20 protein-coding genes and 1 pseudogene are annotated in these 20116 nt (G+C 68.4%); 4 read left to right on the top strand and 17 right to left on the bottom strand.

Going from position 1 to position 20116, the window contains the following annotated elements:
• Nucleotides 1–20: 20 nt before the first annotated feature.
• Together GGD88_RS19430 and GGD88_RS14830 are read right to left on the bottom strand one after the other, a co-directional pair.
• On the bottom strand, nucleotides 21–233 hold the full coding sequence (locus tag GGD88_RS19430) for a helix-turn-helix domain-containing protein (protein WP_425502601.1): 213 nt from the start codon (nucleotides 231–233) through the stop codon (nucleotides 21–23).
• Between the two features lie 68 nt (nucleotides 234–301).
• A complete protein-coding gene (locus tag GGD88_RS14830; RefSeq protein WP_425502600.1) occupies nucleotides 302–1369 on the bottom strand; it encodes a type IV secretory system conjugative DNA transfer family protein in 1068 nt (355 codons plus the stop codon).
• A gap of 181 nt (nucleotides 1370–1550) precedes the next feature.
• On the opposite strand from GGD88_RS14830, the gene GGD88_RS14825 reads away from it, so the two are divergent.
• Entirely contained in the window at nucleotides 1551–2234 is a 684-nt protein-coding gene (locus GGD88_RS14825) for a DUF433 domain-containing protein (RefSeq protein ID WP_184436821.1), read from the top strand.
• Here the strand turns inward: GGD88_RS14825 and GGD88_RS14820 are convergent.
• The 13 genes from GGD88_RS14820 to GGD88_RS14760 form a co-directional block, all read right to left on the bottom strand.
• Nucleotides 2206–2505 (bottom strand): type II toxin-antitoxin system RelE/ParE family toxin, encoded by a 300-nt coding sequence (locus GGD88_RS14820; protein WP_184436819.1) that lies wholly within the window; start codon nucleotides 2503–2505, stop codon nucleotides 2206–2208. The genes GGD88_RS14825 and GGD88_RS14820 overlap by 29 nt on opposite strands.
• Nucleotides 2502–2972 carry an antitoxin PaaA2 family protein gene (locus GGD88_RS14815; RefSeq protein ID WP_184436817.1) on the bottom strand — a complete coding sequence of 157 codons (471 nt, stop codon included), beginning with the start codon at nucleotides 2970–2972 and terminating at the stop codon, nucleotides 2502–2504. Before GGD88_RS14815 ends, GGD88_RS14820 begins: the two co-directional genes overlap by 4 nt.
• Before the next feature lie 76 nt (nucleotides 2973–3048).
• Nucleotides 3049–5016, bottom strand: a complete 1968-nt coding sequence (gene rlxS / locus GGD88_RS14810) for a relaxase/mobilization nuclease RlxS (protein WP_184436815.1) — start codon at nucleotides 5014–5016, stop codon at nucleotides 3049–3051.
• A 247-nt stretch (nucleotides 5017–5263) separates the two neighbouring features.
• Nucleotides 5264–5905 carry a lytic transglycosylase domain-containing protein gene (locus GGD88_RS14805; protein ID WP_184436813.1) on the bottom strand — a complete coding sequence of 214 codons (642 nt, stop codon included), beginning with the start codon at nucleotides 5903–5905 and terminating at the stop codon, nucleotides 5264–5266.
• Nucleotides 5893–6429 carry a S26 family signal peptidase gene (locus GGD88_RS14800; protein ID WP_184436811.1) on the bottom strand — a complete coding sequence of 179 codons (537 nt, stop codon included), beginning with the start codon at nucleotides 6427–6429 and terminating at the stop codon, nucleotides 5893–5895. The genes GGD88_RS14805 and GGD88_RS14800 overlap by 13 nt, the downstream gene beginning before the upstream one ends.
• The gene (locus tag GGD88_RS14795) at nucleotides 6426–6665 is read right to left on the bottom strand and encodes a helix-turn-helix transcriptional regulator (protein WP_184436809.1); all 240 of its coding nucleotides are present in this window, start codon (nucleotides 6663–6665) and stop codon (nucleotides 6426–6428) included. Before GGD88_RS14795 ends, GGD88_RS14800 begins: the two co-directional genes overlap by 4 nt.
• 198 nt (nucleotides 6666–6863) lie before the next feature.
• On the bottom strand, nucleotides 6864–7202 hold the full coding sequence (locus tag GGD88_RS14790; protein WP_184436807.1) for a DUF736 domain-containing protein: 339 nt from the start codon (nucleotides 7200–7202) through the stop codon (nucleotides 6864–6866).
• Between the two features lie 967 nt (nucleotides 7203–8169).
• Nucleotides 8170–9306, bottom strand: a complete 1137-nt coding sequence (locus tag GGD88_RS14785) for a YaaC family protein (RefSeq protein WP_184436805.1) — start codon at nucleotides 9304–9306, stop codon at nucleotides 8170–8172.
• 224 nt (nucleotides 9307–9530) lie between these two features.
• Nucleotides 9531–10472, bottom strand: coding sequence for a DUF2493 domain-containing protein (locus GGD88_RS14780; RefSeq protein WP_246423800.1), 942 nt, complete (start codon nucleotides 10470–10472; stop codon nucleotides 9531–9533).
• 247 nt (nucleotides 10473–10719) lie between these two features.
• Nucleotides 10720–11721 (bottom strand): DUF7146 domain-containing protein, encoded by a 1002-nt coding sequence (locus GGD88_RS14775; RefSeq protein ID WP_184436801.1) that lies wholly within the window; start codon nucleotides 11719–11721, stop codon nucleotides 10720–10722.
• Nucleotides 11722–11792: 71 nt separating this feature from the next.
• Nucleotides 11793–13949, bottom strand: coding sequence for a ParB/RepB/Spo0J family partition protein (locus tag GGD88_RS14770; RefSeq protein ID WP_184436799.1), 2157 nt, complete (start codon nucleotides 13947–13949; stop codon nucleotides 11793–11795).
• A 74-nt stretch (nucleotides 13950–14023) separates the two neighbouring features.
• Nucleotides 14024–14524 (bottom strand): thermonuclease family protein, encoded by a 501-nt coding sequence (locus GGD88_RS14765; RefSeq protein ID WP_184436797.1) that lies wholly within the window; start codon nucleotides 14522–14524, stop codon nucleotides 14024–14026.
• The gene (locus GGD88_RS14760; protein ID WP_184436795.1) at nucleotides 14524–15477 is read right to left on the bottom strand and encodes an ArdC family protein; all 954 of its coding nucleotides are present in this window, start codon (nucleotides 15475–15477) and stop codon (nucleotides 14524–14526) included. Before GGD88_RS14760 ends, GGD88_RS14765 begins: the two co-directional genes overlap by 1 nt.
• A gap of 190 nt (nucleotides 15478–15667) precedes the next feature.
• Here GGD88_RS14760 and istA point away from each other — a divergent pair, with 190 nt between their 5' ends.
• Together istA and istB are read left to right on the top strand one after the other, a co-directional pair.
• A complete protein-coding gene (istA, locus tag GGD88_RS14755) occupies nucleotides 15668–16927 on the top strand; it encodes an IS21 family transposase (protein ID WP_184436793.1) in 1260 nt (419 codons plus the stop codon).
• Nucleotides 16924–17802: an IS21-like element helper ATPase IstB gene (gene istB / locus GGD88_RS14750; protein ID WP_184436791.1), complete on the top strand. Its 879-nt coding sequence runs from the start codon at nucleotides 16924–16926 to the stop codon at nucleotides 17800–17802. Before istA ends, istB begins: the two co-directional genes overlap by 4 nt.
• A 130-nt stretch (nucleotides 17803–17932) precedes the next feature.
• On the opposite strand, the gene GGD88_RS14745 is transcribed toward istB, so the two are convergent.
• Nucleotides 17933–18520: a DNA -binding domain-containing protein gene (locus tag GGD88_RS14745; protein WP_184436789.1), complete on the bottom strand. Its 588-nt coding sequence runs from the start codon at nucleotides 18518–18520 to the stop codon at nucleotides 17933–17935.
• Between the two features lie 46 nt (nucleotides 18521–18566).
• Nucleotides 18567–18761 (bottom strand): annotated as a pseudogene (locus GGD88_RS19425) (transcriptional regulator domain-containing protein); the annotation flags it as partial.
• A gap of 425 nt (nucleotides 18762–19186) precedes the next feature.
• On the opposite strand from GGD88_RS19425, the gene GGD88_RS14740 reads away from it, so the two are divergent.
• Nucleotides 19187–20065 (top strand): helix-turn-helix domain-containing protein, encoded by an 879-nt coding sequence (locus GGD88_RS14740; RefSeq protein WP_184436787.1) that lies wholly within the window; start codon nucleotides 19187–19189, stop codon nucleotides 20063–20065.
• Nucleotides 20066–20116: the final 51 nt, after the last annotated feature.

The following is a 20116-nucleotide window of genomic DNA, read 5'->3' as shown; positions in this document are numbered from 1 at the left end:
TACCTCCTCAAGCCAGACTTTCACTCTTTGACAAGCTGAGCCGCAGTGACTGGCTTCCCACTAAGATCCGAAAAGCACATGGCGATCTTTTCAACGGTGAGCTCGCTCACAGGCTCGCCGTGCTCTGCATTCCGATAAGTTGAGCGATCCAAGTCAGCTCGACCCGCCGCCTTGTTTTGTGACAAGCCTAACGCCAACCGCAATCTCTTGATTTCACCGTTACACCGAGGCATGCCATACGCTCACTGTGGATTTTGGGGACGCATCTCATACGCCACACCTCTACAGAAAGCAACAAGATTCACCCGATGTCAACAGGATCCGGCAACTTTCGGTCGGTTGTTGTAGGAAGTGGGGGACAAGCAGGCTGATTGCAATGACGGGTCGTTGGGTTTGGCGGTCCATGGCAGCTTAAATGGACGGTAACGCTGCCAGCGGCCGAGGCCACGACCGGATGGACACGGGGCTCGGCGTCGGTGCCCAGGTGGTTGATGGTCATCATCCGGTGCAGGGTGCGGGCGAAGCCGCGCCGGGGGTCGGACAGCAGGGTCGCCACCCGGGCCAGGGTCTTCTCCTCCTCGGCGTAGAGCACATGCAGGATGGCGCCCACCAACAACGCATGACTGGTCTTCTCCCAGTGGTTCCGCCGTTCCAGCGCGCCTTCGGGGTCGACCAGGATGTCGGCGATGTTCTGCACGTCGCGGACCTCGTGGGGTCCCTTGCGGACTTCGAGGAGCGGATTGTACCGGGCCGAGCGCGGGTCGGTCGGGTTGAACAACAGGCAGTGCGAGAAGCGCGACCGCCAGCCGGCGGTGAGCTGCCAGTTCTCGCCCTTGATGTCGTGGATGACGGCCGAGCCGGTCCAGGACAACAGCGTCGGCACCACCAGCCCCACGCCCTTGCCCGACCGCGTGGGCGCGAAGGCCATGACGTGCTCCGGCCCGTCGTGGCGCAGGTAGCGGGAACCGAGCCGACCCAGGAACACCCCGGCCGGGCGGAACAGACCGGCCCGCTCCACCTCCCGGCGGGTGGCCCAGCGCGACGAGCCGTAGGTGGTCACCATCCGCCCCTGGCGCGCCCGCCACAGCGACCCGACAATGGCCGCCGCGGCGCCCATGAAGCCGCTCATGCCGGCCAGCAGACCGGCGGCGTCGAACACCTCGGGCGCATAGGCCTCGAAGGCGAACCACCAGACGAAAAGCGCCCACGGCGGATAGACCGGCCAGCCGAACAGCATGAACCACGGCTCGCCCAGTTGGGCCTGATAGCCCAGCATGTCGGCGGCCCACTGTGTCGCGGCCCAGACACCCAGGATCACGATGGCGAAGACGACCAGGACCTGGCCGATCAGCAGCTTGGTGGGGGTCATGGCATCGTCCGTCCGCTCCGGTCCCGGCGAGAGTGCCGGGACGATGCGGACAAGGCTCGGCCAGCGGCCCGAACCGGACAACGGCGGTCTGATGCGATGGTGTACGACGCGACCGCCTTGGACCTTGGCGAGGCAATCAGAGTGAATTATATTCCGAAGCATCGGACGATTTATGAGGCATATGATGGCCGCCAGCCTGCTGACCCCCAACGAGGCCGCCGTCGTCGCCGGTGTCACCCTGCGCGACGTCAACCGGGTGATCGACGAACGCATCCTGCCCGAACGGCTCTATTCGGTCGCCGACGGGCGGCGCGTCCATCTGGCCGCCTGTCCGCTGGTGGGGTTCTATGTCCGCGCCGCGCGAGCATTGACGGCGGAGGAACGCCTCGCCTTGATCGGCCGCTTCTCCGAACGCATTACCGCCCCGCTTCTCGCTCGTCCCTTCGAGGGCTGGGCGGAGGCCGACTGGCGGGTTGACGACGACTTCCTGAGCGTCAGCCTGTCCCCCTTCGTCGCGGATGCCGACACGCGGGGCACCCGGCTGGGGGCCGCGCAGGCACGCGTGACCGAGGATCCGGCCATCCTGGGCGGCATGCCCGTCGTCCGGGGCACGCGCATCCCGGTGCATGACCTGGCCGCGTCGGTAGCCACCGGCCTGCCCCGCGAGCGCATCCTGGCCGCTTACCCCGACCTCGACGGCGAGGCCCTGGATCTCGCCGTGCTGTATGCCGAGGCCCATCCGGCTCGGGGACGGCCGCGCCGGCTCTCGGTCGTACCGCCCGACGCGCGGCCGACAGATGACCGCACGATCGCAAGGAAGCGACGCAAAGCCAAGGTCACGGGATCCGCTGCGCCGTGTGTTTGACGCGCAGGATCTCGACCGTCCGGGTCTCGGTATGCAGGCGGTAGAAGACGACGTAGCTGGGATGGGCCACCAGTTCTCGGATGCCCTCCCGCAAGCCGGGCCGTCCGGGCCGGCCCATCTCCGGATGGTCCGCAAGGCGGCTCACCTTGTCACGGATGTCCAGGCCGAAGGTGCGGGCGCGCGAAGGATTGTCGCGACCAATGTACCGGACGATCCTGCGGAGATCCTCCTGCGCCATCGGTCGCCAGTTGAGGCGCCAGGGCGCCGTCATGGATCAGGCCCCCCGTCACCCGACCGGTCATCCGGGCCGTCCGGCAGAGCGGCAAGGTCCGCTTCGAGGTCCGCCATCACCACGTCATGCGGGATGTTCGGCCGGGGATCGTCGATGGACGCGGCGATCTCGCCGGCCAGCCAGTCGGCGTGGGCCGCCGCCCGGTGCGCCCGCCGCATCGCCTCGGCGCGTGAATCCCGCGCCCGGCTGCGGTCCTTGCGGGTCGGATCCCAGTCGCGGGCATCCAGGCGGGCTTCGTCGATGCCCACGCCGCGCAGCACCATCATGGCCGAGGTCGGCGTGCGGAACCGGCGCGGTTCGGTACTGCGCGCCTTGACCAGGACCGCTGCGTCGGTGCCCGTCGCGATCTCGACCAGGAAGGAACCGCCTTCACCCCTGAGGGTAACGTCGCGGACGCCGCCAGCCTGGACGGAGGTGCGCAGTTGCTCGAGGGTCATGCCGTGCATGGGAAGCTCCTTGTGTCCGCATGTTCTCAGTGTGCAGGGTTGATGGAAACCGTGCAAGGCCGGAACGGTGTCAGCCTCACGAGATCGACGGCCCGCCACGCTGGCGGCCGATGGTCCAGGAGATGGTCTCGCCGCGCAGGACACCGGACACTGACCGGCCGACATGGCGGTCCAGCACCGGGCGCCAGGGCACCAGGGTGAACTCGCGAGCCTTCTCGATCACGGCCATCTTGCCGCTGGCCAGATCGACGGCACGGCGATAGGTCCCCTCCACCCGCTCGCCCGGACGGGCCTCGGCATAGGGCAGGCCCAACTCCTCAGACAGCGCCCCCGCCGCGCGCGTCATCTCGCGCCGGCGCAGGGTGGCCAACAGGTTTTGCCGGAAACGGACACCTCCCGCCTCGTCCCGGGCCAGGCCCTGCTCGATGAGCCAGCGGGTCCGGCGCAGCCGCGCGGCTTGCACCTCGCGGCCGAAGCCGGCCTCGCGGGTAGCCTCCGGGGTGTCGCTGGTCAGATCTCGGTCGAGCCACGTCGCACCGTCGGTCTCGACTTGGCGCTCCAGCGACAGCGGCGACAGCACGCGGACCACCATCGGCGCCGCGCGCGCTCGGGTCCGTTCGAAGTCCGCCACGCGGTTCAGGTGATCGGGGCCGATGACCCAGGTGCCGTCCGGCTCGCGCTCGACGGCGCCGGTGGCGCGGCGGATGGCCTCCAGGCGGCGAACATGGGTCTCGGCAAAGGCCTCGGTTGCCGACGGGTCGTGGGCCAGATGCCGGTCGACGCTGTAACGCCCGCCGTGGGCCTCGGCGACGGCGACCACGCTGCGATCCACGTCGCGCGGCCGAACGGAGCGTGGGGAGACGGCGACAATGGCGCCTTCGGGTGTGGGCTCCGTGCCGTCGCCCGGACCGATGTCGACATAGTGAGTCCGCCCGTCGAGACCATCGACGATCAGGTATTGCCGGTCGCGAATCTCGTCGGACAGACCGCGCGCCACCACCCGCCCGACAACACGGGTCCCGGCGGTGTCCGGATCGTGAACCACGGTCTCACCGGGATCGGGCGCGCGGCCCCGCTCGGCAAGCGCCCGGTTCAGGGTCTTGATGATGTCGCCCCGCTCACCCATGCGGCGCAGAGTGTGTTCAAGGTCGGGAGTCAGACGCCAGCGGCCGGCGCGCGTCTCCTTGGCCAGCCCCAGACGATGGAGTTTGCGCAGGCGTCCGGCCAGCAACGTCTGGCGGGTCGCATCACGGACGGCCGGCGAGACGAGGCCATCGGCGTCGGCCATCGACCGCAACTGCCGGTCCAGCGGCACCAGCCGTTCGGCCTCGATGTCGGCGCGGTCGCGCAGGGCGATCTCGTGTTCGGTGCGGGGTCCGAGATCAAGGCTGACCAGATCGGCGGCGCGCTCGCGCAGGCCATGGGATATATAGTCGCGGGCGATGACCAGATCGTGGCCGCGCTCATCCTTGCCGCGCAGCAGGATGTGGCTATGCGGATGACCGGTGTTGAAGTGGTCGACGGCCACCCAGTCCAGACGGCTGCCGAGGTCGGTTTCCATCTGCGCCATCAGGCGGCGGGTGAGCGGCCGCAGGTCGTCGTATTCGCCGCCGTCCTCTGGCGCGACGATGAAGCGGAACTGGTGCCGGTCGCCGTCGGCGCGCTCCAGGAAGGCGCGACCGTCCTCCCGGTCCCGGTCGGCGCCATACAGCGAGCCGCGCTCTCCGTCGCGGGTCACGCCGTCGCGCTGGATGTAGCGCAGATGGGCGCGCGCCGTCTCCATCCCCTTCCCGGCCAGGCGGACAATCCGCGCCTTGACGATCACGCGGCGGCGGGATCGTGACGCCGACCGACGGCGTCCCGCCAGCGCGGCGGCCGGCGCACCGCCGCGCCCGATGCGGCCGAGCCCGGCGCCGGACTTGCGCGCCGCGCGACCGCCAGCCCGGTTGACGGCGGCCAGCACCTGATGGGCATAGCGCTTGCCGCTTTTGGAGCCGCGCGACCGGGGTTTGCCCAGCTTCGGCGTGAACTCGTCCTCGGCCATGGCAGCCTCCTGAAAAGACAATGGATATCAATGCGCTCCAGGCGAACACCTCCTCACGCCTCAGCGCCCTCCCGAAAAAACGATGTGCAGACAAAGGGATAGCCGAAAGGAGGAGGCCCTCTTTTATCTTGCCTTATATCCAACTCCTCTTCTCTCTGCGCTCAATTACTATCTCATGCGATGTAGGGTCTTGGATATGTTCCGGGGGCGATGCTTCGCACGTCAACTTTATTGCCGTTGAGACCGTTCAATCGACGGCGTCGGTGACCGTTGTCAGCGGCACGAACAGGCCGCTTTGCGACGCCGAAAACGACGCGCCGGACGTCGTTCCGAGCGTGAAAAACAGGCCGCGTCCGGACGGACTCGGGGGCGTTTCCGCGATGCTGGGGGACGTGTTTGGCCGCCCGTTTGGGACGTGCGGTGATGCCGTTTCGCCGAGGATTTGAGTGACCCGGGCGACGAAGACACGGGTCTCGGCGGGCAACGGATCGCCCGTCATCAGGTGCGCTTGGTACCGCGTCGGGCCGGCGTTGTAGGCGGCGAACAGCCCCGGAAAGCCGAACCGGTCGTGCATGGCGCGCAAGTATGCGGCGCCGGCCAGGATGTTGTCGCGAGGCGCGAAGGGATCGTCGCCCAGGCCGTGTTCGGCGCGCAACTCGACCCAGGTCGCGGGCATGATCTGCATCAGGCCCATGGCGCCCTTCGGCGACACGGCAGCCGGATTGCCGGCGCTTTCGGCGATCAAAACAGCCTCGATCCAGGCGGCGGGCACGCCGAACCTGCGCTCGGTCTCGGCGACATGGGACCGCCACTCGGCAAGGTCGGCGGCCTGGGCGGGCGCGGCCACGACCGTGATCGCGCCCAGCAGGGCGAGCGTCAGTCGGTCCATAGCGGCACGAGCCTCCCCATCACCGAGGCCAACGGCACCGGCCCGAAGTAGCGACTGTCGAAGGAGTCCGGCGCCTCGGCCATGAGCAGGAAGACCTCGCCGTCGGCGAGACGGCGGCACTCGCTCCAGCGCGGCAACGGGCGTCCTGAGGCGTCCGTCTCCCGGCGGGGAACGACGGTTTGGGTGTGCAGGACGGCCGCCGATCCGACGGCGCAGACGTGGTCGCCCGCGACGGCGGCGATGCGCTTGATCAGGGGGACGCCGGCCGGCAGATAGCCGCGTTCGGCGGCCAGCGCGGCCATATCGGCGGACGGCCGGACCAGCACCAGGGCGCCCCGTTCGGCGGGCGCGTCGGTCATGCGATAAAGCCCGACGGGCGCGCTGGCGGATGCGTTCCACACCAGCCAGGGCATGGCCCGCTCCGCGGGCGTGAGCGACAGAATGGCGACGCCCAGGCCGGCCAGCGCCAGCACGACCGGCCGCTGGCGCCGACGGCGGCGGCGCAGAATGGCGCGGGCGGTCATGGCGTCTCTCCCGCGTCCGAGGTCGACACGCGCTGTTCGCCCAGCGACCAGGCGTCGAGATCATCGATGTGATAGCGCACATACCGGCCGTGCTTGCGGAAGCGGGGACCGCCACCGGTCAGGCGCATCTTCTCCAGCGTGCGCGCCGACAAGCCGACGTAAAACGCGGCCTGCGCGGTGTTCAGGAACGGGCTGCCCTTCTTCGCCCGGGCCGCACGGGTGGCCTCGTCGTCCATGGCCGGACCCTCCTCGTCTGGGGATGCAACGGGAGCCAGCGTGACGGGCATGACGGCGGCGCGGGACGCTCGAAATCGGGCGCGGGCGTTTTCGAGCCCCCCGTGGGCGTAGCGGCGGCATGCGCGGACGGACCCGGCCCAAGCACACGAAACCCCGCCACCGGCGCACCGGGGCGGGGCTCGTGAGGAAGGCCGGGATCAGCGGTCGCGCGGCTCCCACAGGGCGATGTGGGTGGTGCCGTCGTCGCCGGGGCGCTCCAGCTTGACCAGCCGCGCGCGGACCCAGTGCGGGCCGAATTCGGGCGCGCCGATCTTGAGGTTGAGGTAGGTTTCGCCGCTGGACTTGGCGACCTGGCTCCAGCCCGCGCCCACCTCGTAACGCTGGCCGCCGCCGGCGTAGACGCGATGGTCGGGGGCGTTGTCGGACGCCTTGGCGACCGGGACGATGCTCAGGTTCGCGGTGACGTTCAGGGTCTTCAGGGTGCCGGTGAAGCTGCCGTCGTCCTGCTTGGTGAAGGTGCCGAGGGTGATGGCCATGGTGGGTCTCCTTGCCGTGTCTCGCTGGGACCATCCCTGCGATGTCTCGGCCAGGGAGCCCGCGAGGCGCGTCGGCCCACCCGCAGCGCAGCGAAGGGCCGGACCGCAGGGGAGGACCCCAAGGCCCGGCAAATTTGTCCCGCGAGGAATGGCCGGGAACCGGCCAGGGGAAATTTGTCGGGGCGCGGGGTTGGACCGGCGCGGCGCGGGTTCACGGCCTTCAGGAGACACGCAGGGATGGTCGCGCGCGCAGGACACGGACGCCATGGGAGACCGAAATGGCCATACTCGGGCATGCTTTCAGCGGACAGACGACAGGATTCATCGGGCGACGGCAAACCGCCAGCACCGTCGCCGGACTGAGCGACCCAGGCGGGCAAAGGCGTTGGCATCGCGGCCATACGCGTCTCCGCATGGGCGGCCTGACGCGCCGTCGAGGATCACGGGAGACGCCGGGCTCGCTGGCTGGCGCGCCGTCTCTGGACCGATCCGCACGCCCTGAATGGCCCACCCACTCCGTCCGTCGCGGGTCAAGCTGATCCCAAAGAGAGGGCGATCAGCGGCCGACTCGGGAGCCAGCGGTTACTGCTTCAGGCGTTCACGACGCGCTGCCACGTGCCGATGTCGGGGGATGCGAGCGGCCCTCACCGCCCGCACCGCGCCCAAGTTTCCTTTGTCTTCCTTGCGCCAGGGGATCGAAGCCGAAGGCCGAGACGCCGCAAGGCGGCTCGGTTCACGAGAGCCCGGCGTGCGGCGGCCAAGCCGCGCGGGCGCCACCATCCTGGTGTGAAAACTGATGCATCGGCGACCCAAAACGGGTATTATTCATCACCGTAAGATTTGCGCCCATTTTCATCGTTCAGGGTGCTGAATGGCGGTCCCGGAAAGCCGCCCCTTAATCATTCCCGATCCGGACATCCGCGACGCTGTATAGCGTCGCATAGGGGGGTGGGGCGAGGGTTTCCTTTCAGGCGATAGCTGCCTTCGCGACTTCCTGGCCTGTGAATTCCGAAGTCATGAGGTATAGGAACTGCGTGGGCTGATTGGCGAAGAATTCGAACACGAACGGGCCGATCGGGCTGCGCAGGATAAAGTCGAACTGCTCCGGCTTGTAGCGTGTGATAGAGCCAAAATAGAAAGTGGCGAGATACATCGTGAGCAGCTGATTCATAAGGAACTGCGTCGACGAGGCGTGGTAGACATAATACTTCCGGTAGGGCGGGGTGGCAGTGACCGACCTCCACAATCTTGACCGGGTCATACCGCTGAGCTGTTCCAAAGCCTGAGAAGGGCGTTGGCCATAAGCGACCACATTCGTCATCTCGGCTTCAATGATCCGTCGCCCGTCGATCGTGTGCTCGCATTTTACGTTTCTCCAGATCGAGGCGTCGTTTAGGCTCTTGGATAGTCCCGTCATTGGATAGCCAAGACGGATGAAATCGTCAGCGTAGGCTCTTGCCCTGATCCAGGCCTCTCTGGTTGCGGGATCGTGCATGTACTCGACGCGTTCCAGGCTGATGAAGCGCTCTGTCTGCCGCTCCGCTTGGCTGAACACTCGGTGCCCGATCAGGATCTGGCCGAGGAAGTCCTGTGATCGCATCTGGACATGCGTGTTCCCCGCTGCCGGCACCGGCAGGGGCGCGTTGAGTGCGTTGGCGAACATCACGAACGCACTCACGCCCGGGTTCTGTGCAATATCGATGGAGACGTGGCCATGGATTGCGCCCTGCGTAGCTGGCAGCCTTTCCGAGAGCCCGTGTCTAACTATCCCGAGGGCGGTGCCGCGCTTCTTTACGACAAAGCACTTCGCGAGGTTAAGGAGCGAGTAGTAGAGTAAAAGCGGCTTCGCGGCATTGACGTCCGAACTCTGGGCTGCGGTGAAAAAGTCCCGTGCCTGATTGGAAAACGCCAGGGCCTGTCGCTGGGCAGTGGCGTCGATGATTTTCTCTAGTTCGTGCCTGATTATGTTCCAAGGATGGGTCGCGAACAGCGTGGAGTGCAAACCCTCTCGGGTAGCGCCGTGATAGGTGGGGAAGAAGGAGAAGGCGGCTGGCCGCTTTTTTACATGAATGATTTCACCTTCGCGGGGGTCTTGCAGCCTCAATTCATCCTCCTCACCATCGGACGAGTGGTGAATGCTAAATGATCTCGTGGCGCTTAGAAAGTCCGAGCGCGATCTTGACGTTTTTCCGTGGCGTGAACAATAGGATTGGTCGAATAAGGGCAGCTTCCCGTCTGCGACGCGCGGAAGCTGCCAGCCTCCTTTCGGCCCAACCCAGCCGGAAAGGCCATGCCGTCAGCGGCTATGACACTTGTGTTTGGCGGCGCTCACGCGCCGCCATCCAGGCCGATTTTCCACACCGGGATGCCCATGCGCCGGGCGGTGTCGGCGAGGTTGTCGGTGATGCCGGAGCCTGGGAAAACGATAACACCGATAGGCAGCGCGTCGAGCAGTTGCTCGTTGCGGCGGAAGGGCGCGGCCTTGCCGTGGCGGGTCCAGTCGGGTCGGAAGACGACCTGCGGCACACCGCGCTGGTCGGCCCAGCAGGCGGCAATGCGCTCGGCGCCTTTCGGCGCGCCGCCGTGCAGCAGCACCATGTCGGGATGGCGGTCGCGCACCTTGTCGAGCACGGCCCAGATGCGCCGATGATCGGTGCAGGCCGGGCCGCCGGCGAAGGCTACGCGCGGACCCGGCGGCAACAGCACCTGGGTCTCGGCGCGCTGCCGCGCGGCCAGGAAATCCCGGCTGTCGATGACGGCGGCGGTCAGCGCCCGGCGGTTGGTGAACGACCCGACGCGCGGACGCCAGGCACCGCCGGTGATGGCCTCGAAAGCCTCGGCGGCGGTGTCGCGGAACGCCTCGAAGGCGTTGCGGCGTTCGATCAGGCCGATGCCCTCGGCGGTCAAGCGTTCGAGCTCGACGGATCGGACCTCGCTGCCATCCTGCTCGGCCTGGGAGCGCCGCTGGGCCTGTTCGTTGGTGTCCAACGCCCGGTCGAGCGCGCCGACGCGGCGGTGGAAGGCGTTGACGACGGACCACAGCAGGTCGCCGAGATCGTCCTCCAGGCGGGTGCCGGTGAACAGGTCGGCGAGGGTGTCGAGGCAGGCTATGACGGCGCTTTCGGCGGTCTCCGCGTCGGGCATGGGACGCGGATCGGGTTCGTCCTGGAACGGGCGGATGCCGTAAAGGTGCAGTTCCTCGAGCAGGTGGGCGGTGGCGGAGACGGCGGGCTGCGGATCGTCGGTGGGGGGCAGGACGTCGCGGACCATGGGGCTCTCCCGCTGGCTGGAGGCCGCGCCCATCGCGGCCTTTCCGGGGATCGCCCGCCGGAGGCCCCGAGGACGGCGCCGCACCCGATCGGGCCGCAACGCAGTGGAGGAGGACGCCTTGGCGTCCTTGCGGCGCCGGCCGGCCTCCGGCAGACCCCCACATGGAAAGGCCGCCGGCGCGGTCCCACGCGGGGGAGAAACCAAACGCGACCGCCGGTCCCCGCCGATCCGGCGCCCCTGTCCCGGCTCATTCCCTACCGAGGGCCAGGGGCACATCGGCCGGATCCAGGTGGCCGAGAACACGCGCGCGGAACCGGCGCGGGCCGAGGGACAGCAGGTCGGCGTTGGCATCCGCACCGACCGGCGGCAGCGGACGGACTGTGATGGGGCGGGGTCCGAGGCGGCCTGCCAGACGCGCCAGCGCGTGCAGGCCGGGGGCGTCGGCATCGTGGGCCACGTACAGGCGGCGCAGGCCGGGCGGCGGCTTGAACGCGCCGAGATGAGCGGCCGATAACGCCGCGACGGCGGGCAGATCCGGTAGCACGGAACGCAGAGAAAGGATGGTTTCCAGACCCTCGCCGACGACCAGGACGGGGCGGGCGGCACCGAACCAGACGCCGTTGCCGAGCAGCAATCCGAGCGCGCGGCGCGGCCGGATCAGCGGCGCCTTACCGCTGGTGGCGGGGTCGAGGAAGGTGCGATGAACACCGGTCAGGGTGCCGTCGGCGGCGGTGACGGCGGCAATCAGGGCCGGCCATTGGGTGCGAGTCATGCCCGGATCGGGCCGGCAGAAAGCACGGGGATGGAAGCGGAGCGCGGGCTCGGGATGGGCCAGAACGATGCCGCGTCCAGCCAGATAGCGCGCGGCCAGGGTACCGGCGATGGGCCGGGAAGCCGCGAACAGGCGTTGTGCGACGGCGGTGGAATTGGCGGGAACGGGCTCGCGCGCGGGAGCCGGGGGATCGTGTGGCAGGCGCAGGAAGGCGGTGGCCTCGTCGAGGGCGGCGCGCAGGTCCAGGCCGCGGTTGGCGGCGATCAGGTCCAGCAGATCGCCGTGTTGCGAAGTCGCAGCATCGGTCCATTTACCGGCACGGGGGCCGGTCAGGCGGACATAGAGACTGCCGCCGGGTGTGCCGAGTACATCGCCGACCTGCCAATAGGCGCCTTGGCGCCGGCCGGCGGGAAGATAGGTACGACAGACCGCCTCGGCCTCGGCGGCCAGGCGGGACACGATCTCGGGAAGGGACATGGCGGAGCCCTCCGGCAGAGAAACGGCCCGGCCCCGGGAACACCGGAACCGGGCCGCGTGAGGGATGCGGGCTATTCGGCGGCGCGGGTGGCGTCGTCGATGTGTTCGGCATGGGGACCCGTCTTGCCCTCGTTCGGTGGCGCTTTCGGCGCGCCGATATCGGCATCGGCAGCACCCGCCTCCGGCCCCTCGGACACCGCGTCCGGGACTTCGGGGACGGCCGACTTGTCCGCTTGGGGCGTCCGCAACGGCTCCGGCAGCCAGCCGGTTTCGGCCAGCAGGGCCTCGGCTTCGGTCGCCATTTCGCCCTTGCGCAGCGAAACGAGACGGTCGGCGGCTTCGTCGCCCACCGCCTCGCGGACGGCGGCCAGGATGCGAGCCTTGGGAACTCGGCTCAGGTAGGTGTCGACCGTCGGGCGCCAGCCGGCGGCGACCATGTCCAGCCCGACCGCCCGCGCCAGCGCGTCGGCATGATCGGTACGGGCCGGCACCCGGTTCCAGGGCTCGACCACCGCGTTGACGGTGCGCGAGGCGCAATGGGCCAGCAGGTCCATGCGCTCGTCCGACGACAGGGCCTGCAACGCCCCCCAAAGGTCGCGCGGATCGGCCGGCAGGCGGTCGATCCAGGCATCCTGGCGGGCGTCCAGGGCCCGCGCCGACGCACTGTCCTTCAGCCCTGGGGCCTGCACCGCCAACGGCCCCGAACGGCCGGTGATCTCCAGGCAGGTTGCGACGGCGTGGCGATGGAAGGTGGAGAGGCACAAGGCGTGCAGCACGGCCAGGAAGGCGGTGTCGGGGCGAGTGGCCAGCGCGTCCCGGAGCGCCAGCGTGCGGTGCGCGGTCAGTTCGGTGACCAGCCGGTCCGGCAGCGGGCGCAACGGGTCGTCCACGGGATCCGGGTCGGGATCCGTCGCCTGGGTGGCACCCGGCGCGTTGGCCTCGGGCATGGCCCCGGTGGACAGCGGGGCACCCTCGGTGCCGTCCGGTTCGGCCGACGCCTGAGCATCCGGATCGGCCTCGGGGGCCGGCACGGGCGGTTCATCCTCGGGCCGGACGAAGCCGCGTTCGATGCGGACCTCGCCATCGAGATCGATGGAGACGAAGACGCCGGCGCGGGCCACCTCGTCGGGCTCGAACGTGGCCGGACGGTTCTCGAACGCCTTCAGCGCGGTCTCGATCTCGCCCACGCGCGCGTCGACGTCCTCGGGCAGTTCGGTGGGTTCCGGATACCCCGCCAACAGGGCGTCCATCTCTCCCACCAGGGCCTCGCGCTCGGCCTGTTCCGCCTCGGTCAGGGGGACGGTCTCGCGCGGCAGACGGCGCAGACCATTGGTGTGGCCGTAGGGGAAGTCGACCGCCGCCTCGACCCAGCGCCAGCCCTCGGCGCGGACTTTCTCGGCGACGGTGCTGAGCCGTTCGGCCACCAGGCGCTCCAAGAGGCCGACGTCCTGCAGCCAGCCGCCATTGTCCTCGGTGAACAGATCGCGCAGGACAAGACCGCCGGCGGCCTCGTAGGCCTCGATGCCGATGAACTGGGCGCGTCGATCACCCGCCCGCACGGCGGTCTCGGTCAGCATGCGGCGGATGACATGGGGCGGGCGGTGACTGCCCTGGGACAGGGCCTCCCAGACCTGTTCCTGGCGGTCGTGGTCGGGGGTGACGGCGAAGGCCATGAGCTGTTCCAGGACCAGGGTGCCCTCGGCATAGAGGTCCAGCAGGCGCGGCGACACCGAAGCCAGCCGAAGACGCTGGCGCACCACGGTGGGGGTGATGAAGAAGCGTGCCGCGATGTCCTCCTCGGTCAGCCCGGCCTCACGCAGGGCCTGGAAGGCACGGAACTGGTCGAGGGGATGCAGGGCAACGCGCTGGACGTTCTCGGCCAGCGAATCTTCCTCGGCCAGACCGTCGTCATGGACGATGCAGGGCACGGGTGCGGTCCTGGTCATGCGCTTCTGCCTGACCAGCCGTTCGAGGGCGCGATAGCGACGGCCACCGACCGGCACCTCGAACGTGCCGGTCTCGGTGCCGTCCTCCTGGCGGATCGGGCGCACAGTCAGGCTCTGCAGCAGACCCCGCCGGGCGATGTCGTCGGCCAGATCCTCGATGGAGACGCTGTCCTTGACCCGGCGGACGTTGGCCTGCGACAGGACCAGCGCGTTGAAGGGGATGTCGCGCGTGCCGTTCAGGGTCACCTTGCGGGACGCGCTCTTGCGGGATGCACTCGTCATGGTGGTTCTCCGTGACCGGCCGGCCGGAGCCTCCCTCCGACCCGATAACCGGTCACGAAAACCCCCACGGCCCTTCACCTCCGGCGGACCGCACCGCCCGAAATCTCGGCCGCGTCGGTGTGATCCGGATCATCCCACAGGCCCTTTTGCAGGAACCGGGCGGTGCGTTCGGCGCCCAGGTATTCGGTGGACGGCTGGCCGATGGCGACCGCCAGTCCCTCCAACAGCATCGTGCGGCCCAGATCCTCGCCGCGAACGACGCAGCGCGCGGGGGCGGCGCCGTCCTGTTCCGGTCCCTGGACGGCGCAGGACACGAGGAAGTCGCCGGTGGCCTCGCGCAGGGTGGCCATCGCATCGGCCCCGCAGGGCCAGGGGCGACCGTCGCGGTGCCGGCACATGCGATCCGGATCCGGCGCACGGATGTCCACGAGCCGGAACGTGACGTCATGGATCACCAGCCTGTCGCCGGACAGGACGGTGGCTGGACCGATGGGCAGGGGCTTCGACAGCGGCCAGAAGGCGATGACCGCCATGGCAATGAGGAATAGAAAGAGAGGCGTACCGGTGGCTTTCATCACGCGACCTCCTCGTTATCGAGGGTGGTGGCGGGGATCACGACATGCTCGGGCAGGCAGCCCATCAGCCAGTCGGCGGCCTTGCTGGCCTGACTGGCACCGCGGATGATGGCGCGGTTGTCTTCGCGCAAGACGTCAGCCCAGGATGCGATATAATCGGCGTGGCGGACGGTCGGGATTATCGACAGCGCCGCGCAGGTGAAGGCAGCGGTGATCTCGGCCACCAGTTCCTCGAAGGCATACTTGCGGGAGCCGAACGAACCGGAGAGGTCGCGGTCGAGACGCGTTCTGTGGCCACTCGCGTGACCCAGTTCATGCAGCGCCGTGCGATGCCAATTCAACGTTTCGTAGAACGCCTGCGGAGGAGGCACCTGCACGAAGTCGTGCAGGGGGTTGTAGAAGGCGCGGTTGCCGCCGATGCGGAAATCCACCCGGGTGCCGGCGATCAGGGCCTCGGCACGGGGCAGGATCAGGCCCTCGGGAACCGGCGGCGCGGTGGTGGCGATGTCCTCGGGCAGGTCGGAGCACTGGTCGGTGTTGAACACCGTGAAGCGCTTCAGGAATGGGATGGCCTGGGGATTCTCGCCCTTCTCCAGAGCGCGGCGGCGCTCGTCCTCCGGCACGAAACGGTCGGCGTAGACGACGGTGGTGCCGCGCTCGCCCTTGCGGACGGAGCCGCCCAGGGCCTTGGCCTGCCGAAAGGTCAACCAGCCCTGGCCGGAATACCCGCGTTCGATGACGGCTCCCCAGAGGATCAGGACGTTGATCCCGGAGTACGGCCGGCCCGAGCCGGCGTTGCGCGGCAGGCCGACCGCTGTGCGGGCCTGATCGGTGCCCCAGGGTTGGACCCAGGGCAGGCGCCCGGCCTCAAGCTCGGCGATGATGCGGTCGGTGATCTCGGAATACAGGTTCGCGCGGTCGCCGTTGGACCGCCGTGCGGGTGCGCGGGACATGGCATGTCTCCCCGACGGGCCGGCGGAAGGCCACTCCCTGTCAGTGCCGGATGAAAACTCCCCATTTGTGGCGTTTGAAAATTCCCCACCCTGACGCAACCGTCGCGTAACCCTGGGGGCTAGCCCCCAGGGTTACGCGAACGCCGCGCCTCCCAGATGCCGCTCTCCAACAGAGGGGGCGGAGGGCGCGGTGGTCACACTTGGGGACGTTGTCATGATCCTTGATCTTCACCGGCAGGGCCTGAGCCTGTCGGCCATTGCCCGGCGCACCGGACTGGACCGCAAGACGGTCCGCAAATGCATCAAGCGCGGGCTGGAGCCGCCGGTCTACGCCCCCCGGCCGCCCAGGGAGCCCGTCATTGCCCCCTGGCAGGAGTATCTGCGCCAGCGTCTTCAGGCTGTGCCCGAGCTGACCGCCAAGCGGCTGCTGCGCGAGATCCGCGAGCGCGGCTACAGCGGCGGTTACACCGCCGTAAAGGACTATGTCCGAACCGTCCGACCCGCCGCCAGTCCCGCTTTCGAGCGCCGGTTCGAGACCCCGGCAGGCCGCCAGGCCCAGGTGGACTTCGCCCACTTCCGCACCACCTTCACCGACGAACCGGGAACCGAGCGCGTGGTGTGGCTGTTCTCCTTCGTGCTGGGCCACAGCCGGTTCCTGTGGGGCCGCTTCGTCCCCCACCAGGACCTGCAGACGGTGCTGCGCTGCCTCACCGCCGCCTTCACCGCCGTCGGCGGGGTCCCCGAGCAGGTGCTCTTCGACCGCATGAAGACGGCCGTCCAGGGCGACGGTGACGAGGGCATCGTCTACAACAGGACCCTGCTGGCCTTCGCCGCCCACCACGGCTTTGCGCCCAAGGCCTGCCGGCCCTATCGCGCCAAGACCAAGGGCAAGGTCGAGCGGCCGTTCCGCTATGTCCGCCAGGATTTCTTCCTGGGCCGCAGCTTCCGCTCCCTCGAGGACCTGAACCGGCAGTTCGAGCAGTGGCGCGACGAGGTGGCCAACGCGCGGTGCCATGCCACCACGCGCCGCATCGTCGCCGAGCACTTCGCCGAGGAACGGCCGTCCCTCAAGCCGCTGCCGGCCGGCCCCTTCCGCGCCGTGCTGAGCCTGGAGCGGCGCGTCACGCGCGACGGCATGGTCTCCGTCGGCGGCAACCTCTACAGCGTCCCCGACTGCACCCGGCGGCGCGCCGTGGAGGTCCATGTCCTCGCCGACGAGATCCGCATCCTCGAGGACGACACGCTGATCGCCAGCCATCCCGTGCTGGACGGCCGCGGGCTGCGCCGCATCGCCGAGGGTCACCGCACGGCGCCGCCGCCGCCCAACAGCCAGACCCCGCGCGACCCGCCGCCCGAGCCGATCGGTTTTGGGGGCACCCGGGTGTCGCGCCGGCCGCTCGACGTCTATGCCGAGGTCGGGCGGCGCCTGGCCGGGGAGGCGCGGCCATGACCTCGACCGTGACCACCACCGGCGCCACCTCCACCGTCGACAGCCTGCGGCGGCATCTCGTCGGCCTGAAGATGCCGCGTGCCCTGGAGATTCTCGACCACACCATCCGCCAGCTGGAGCGCGGTGAGGTGGCCCCGCTGGAGGCGCTCGACGCCCTGCTGGCCGAGGAATACACCGGCCGCGAGGGACGCCGCGTGAAAGCAGCCCTGCAGATGGCCCGGCTGACCACGGTCAAGACCCTGGCCGACTTCGACTTCTCCTTCCAGCCGTCGCTCGACCGCAATCGCATCCTCACCCTGGCGCAGCTCGAATTCATCGACCGCCATGAGGTCCTGCATCTGCTCGGTCCGCCCGGCACCGGCAAGAGCCATCTGGCCCTGGCGCTGGGTGTCGAGGCGGTCAAGGCCGGCCGCAGCGTCTATTTCGCCACCCTGGCCGAGGTCATCGCATCCCTCGCCAAGGCCGAACGCGAGGGCACCCTGCGCGAACGCATCCGCTTCCTCTGCCGGCCGGCGCTGCTGATCGTGGACGAGATCGGCTACCTGCCCGTCATCCCCGGCGGCGGCAACCTCTTCTTCCAGCTCGTCAATGCCCGATACGAGCGCGGCGCCATGATCCTCACGTCCAACCGCGGCTTCGCCGAGTGGGGCGACGTCTTCGGTGATCCCGTCGTCGCCACCGCGCTGCTCGACCGCCTGCTCCACCACGCCGTCGTTATACAGATCGAAGGCGCCAGCTATCGCCTGCGTCAGCACGCCGGCCTGATCCCGGAAAACACACTGGCCCGACCGTCCACATCACCGTCCCCGACGGCGCCGAAACGAAGGGGCCGACCACCGAAAAACAGGAGCCCCGATCAACAGCCCAACACATAACCCTTTTTTCAATGTGGGGAAAATTCGCGCGCCACTTCTGGGGAAAATTCACGCGGCGTTGACAACTCCCTCCGCCATCCAAACCCGTCGCGGATCCCCCACCGACCCTCCGCCTCCAGCAGGTTCCCGCTTACCGAAGGAGGTCGCGATACCCCCGAGCCGCCATGTTCTCGGCGCCGCGAACCAGTCTCTGAACCCGCAGGCGCAGATAGTCCGACCGCCCGCCCCAGTCCTGCGCCGCCCGGTCCGCGCCGAAGATGGCGGCGGCGATCTGGCGCTGGGACGCTCCGGCCCGTCGCGCATCGCAGGCGCGTAGCATGTCCAGCCACCGCCCGGCACGCCGTTCCGGCGGGTACAGGCGGTCGGGAAGGACGCTTTCCCGCCGGACATGCAGGAACCGCCGCAAGGCCAACAGGCGCGGCTCGTCCTCGGGCGCCGGCCCCAGCGGAAACAGAAGGCGGACCGGATGCCGCGCGGGATGCCGGGGCGTTCCATTGGTCAGCACCTCGATCTGGAGGCAGCGCGCCCCGTCCCGGATCAGCAACTGCCGGGCGCTGCTCGGTTGCCGCAGCAGCATGATCGGCAGCGGAAGCCGGCCCAGGTCGAACGGCTCGGCCGCGGTGGCATCCCCAGCCCGGGCCTCGACGGTCAGGACGCTCGGCACCATCTCGCTCGACCAGAACACCAGGTCCATCGTCTCGTCGGCGAAACAGGACACCCCATTGGTGGTCCATCTCGGCACGGGGCGAGATCACGAACCGAGGCGCGGGCGTCCTGGCAATGGGTGTGCTCGCGTACGGCCGGGTCCGCCGCACCGACACGAGGAAGTCCGGGTTGCGTTTCAGCCACTGCCAAGCCCAGGCGGTTCGGTCGAGCGCCAGCAGGGGGCGATAGGTCGCGGCGTTCCGCCAGTCGGGCGGCGGAAAAGGCGGCGGAGGAAAGCGGCGCCTCTCGATCATGGAACGGCCCTCCTCAAGGACCACGGCGCGAAACGGCGCAACCGGCCGACGATGTCGCACCGGATTGGAACGGGATCAGAGGATGTTCGGAGTTCCGGCCGTTCTACCTGACGCGGCCCTGTCGATGACTATCGACAACCCTGGCAAGAGCGGCTTTCACGAAATACCGGGGTCTCATGCGATATCAGGCAAACGAACCAAAACGTCGCAGACCTCTGCTGTTTCCCCGGCAGTGAGACGCGATGCCCGCAGACTAGAGCGGCTCTAAACATCGCCATACATCCGTCCAACGACCATTTTCTGTCGACACAATTAAGACAAGAAGACGATGAACCATAATCGAAGTCTTGCCGTGCCTTTAGCGGTTGCGCGCTGCGAGAGCGTGCTTGGGGGGTGTCGACCGCACCGATCATGGAGCGCTTGCCATGACGGACATCCTGACGATCGATTTCCAGGCGGACAGGTTGGTCCTGTGTGACACTCTGACCGAGCGGGCGACCGGTAACGGCCTCATCGTCTGCCGCTGCCGGTTCCCGCCCCGTCCGGGGCACTGGACGAAACTTCTTCAGACGGCGCTCGTGCGGCCGGCGAGCGCGGTGACAGCCCGCTGGCGCACCCTGGACGCGCCGAAGGACCAGACGGTATCGCTGTCCGGAACCGCTTTCCATCTGATCCCGGCGGATCGGCCGGTGCGGGTCGAATGGGATGGGTGCGATGCCGCCCTGATTGTGGCGCTGACGCCGGAGTTCGTGGAGTCGTCGATTGCGCCGATGTTCCAGGGGAAGGTGCCGCGTCTCATCCCCTCTGCTGTCGTCGAGGACACCGTGCTGTCGGACATGATCCCGTGGTTTGCGGAAACCCTAAATCAGGCGGCTGAAAGAGCAAGCCGGTCCGTCGACCAATTCGGCGCGGCTTTCGCATTCCGGCTTTTTGAGAAGTACGCCGTCGGAGATGGTGACGCGCACTATCTCTCCGGGGGCCTCGGCGCCTCGCGACAGAGACGGATCACGGCTTTCATAGACGCCAACCTCGACCGCACCGTTCCGCTTTCCGAGATGGCCACAGTGGTCGGCCTCGGCCGCTCACACTTCGGCACTGCGTTTCACACCTCGTTCGGCCGCAGCCCGTACCAGTATCTCCATGAACGGCGGGTCGAGAAGGCGAAGGAACTCCTACTGGACGACCGCCGGACCATCGTCGACATCGCCCTGGACGTAGGCTTCTCCAACCACGGACATTTCACCAAAGTGTTCCGCAAGGTGACCGGAACGACGCCCTCGCAGTTCCGCCGGGACAGGATTTAGTGGCCGCCTCAGAAGCACTCGCCAGAACGGTTTCACGAAAGCGGTGCAGGC

The sequence above is a fragment of the Roseospira goensis genome, from assembly GCF_014197795.1.
Classification (GTDB): Bacteria; Pseudomonadota; Alphaproteobacteria; order Rhodospirillales; family Rhodospirillaceae; genus Rhodospira; species Rhodospira goensis.
The sequence above is the reverse complement of the archived record's forward strand: the minus strand, read 5'-3'. Positions and strand labels throughout refer to the sequence as shown.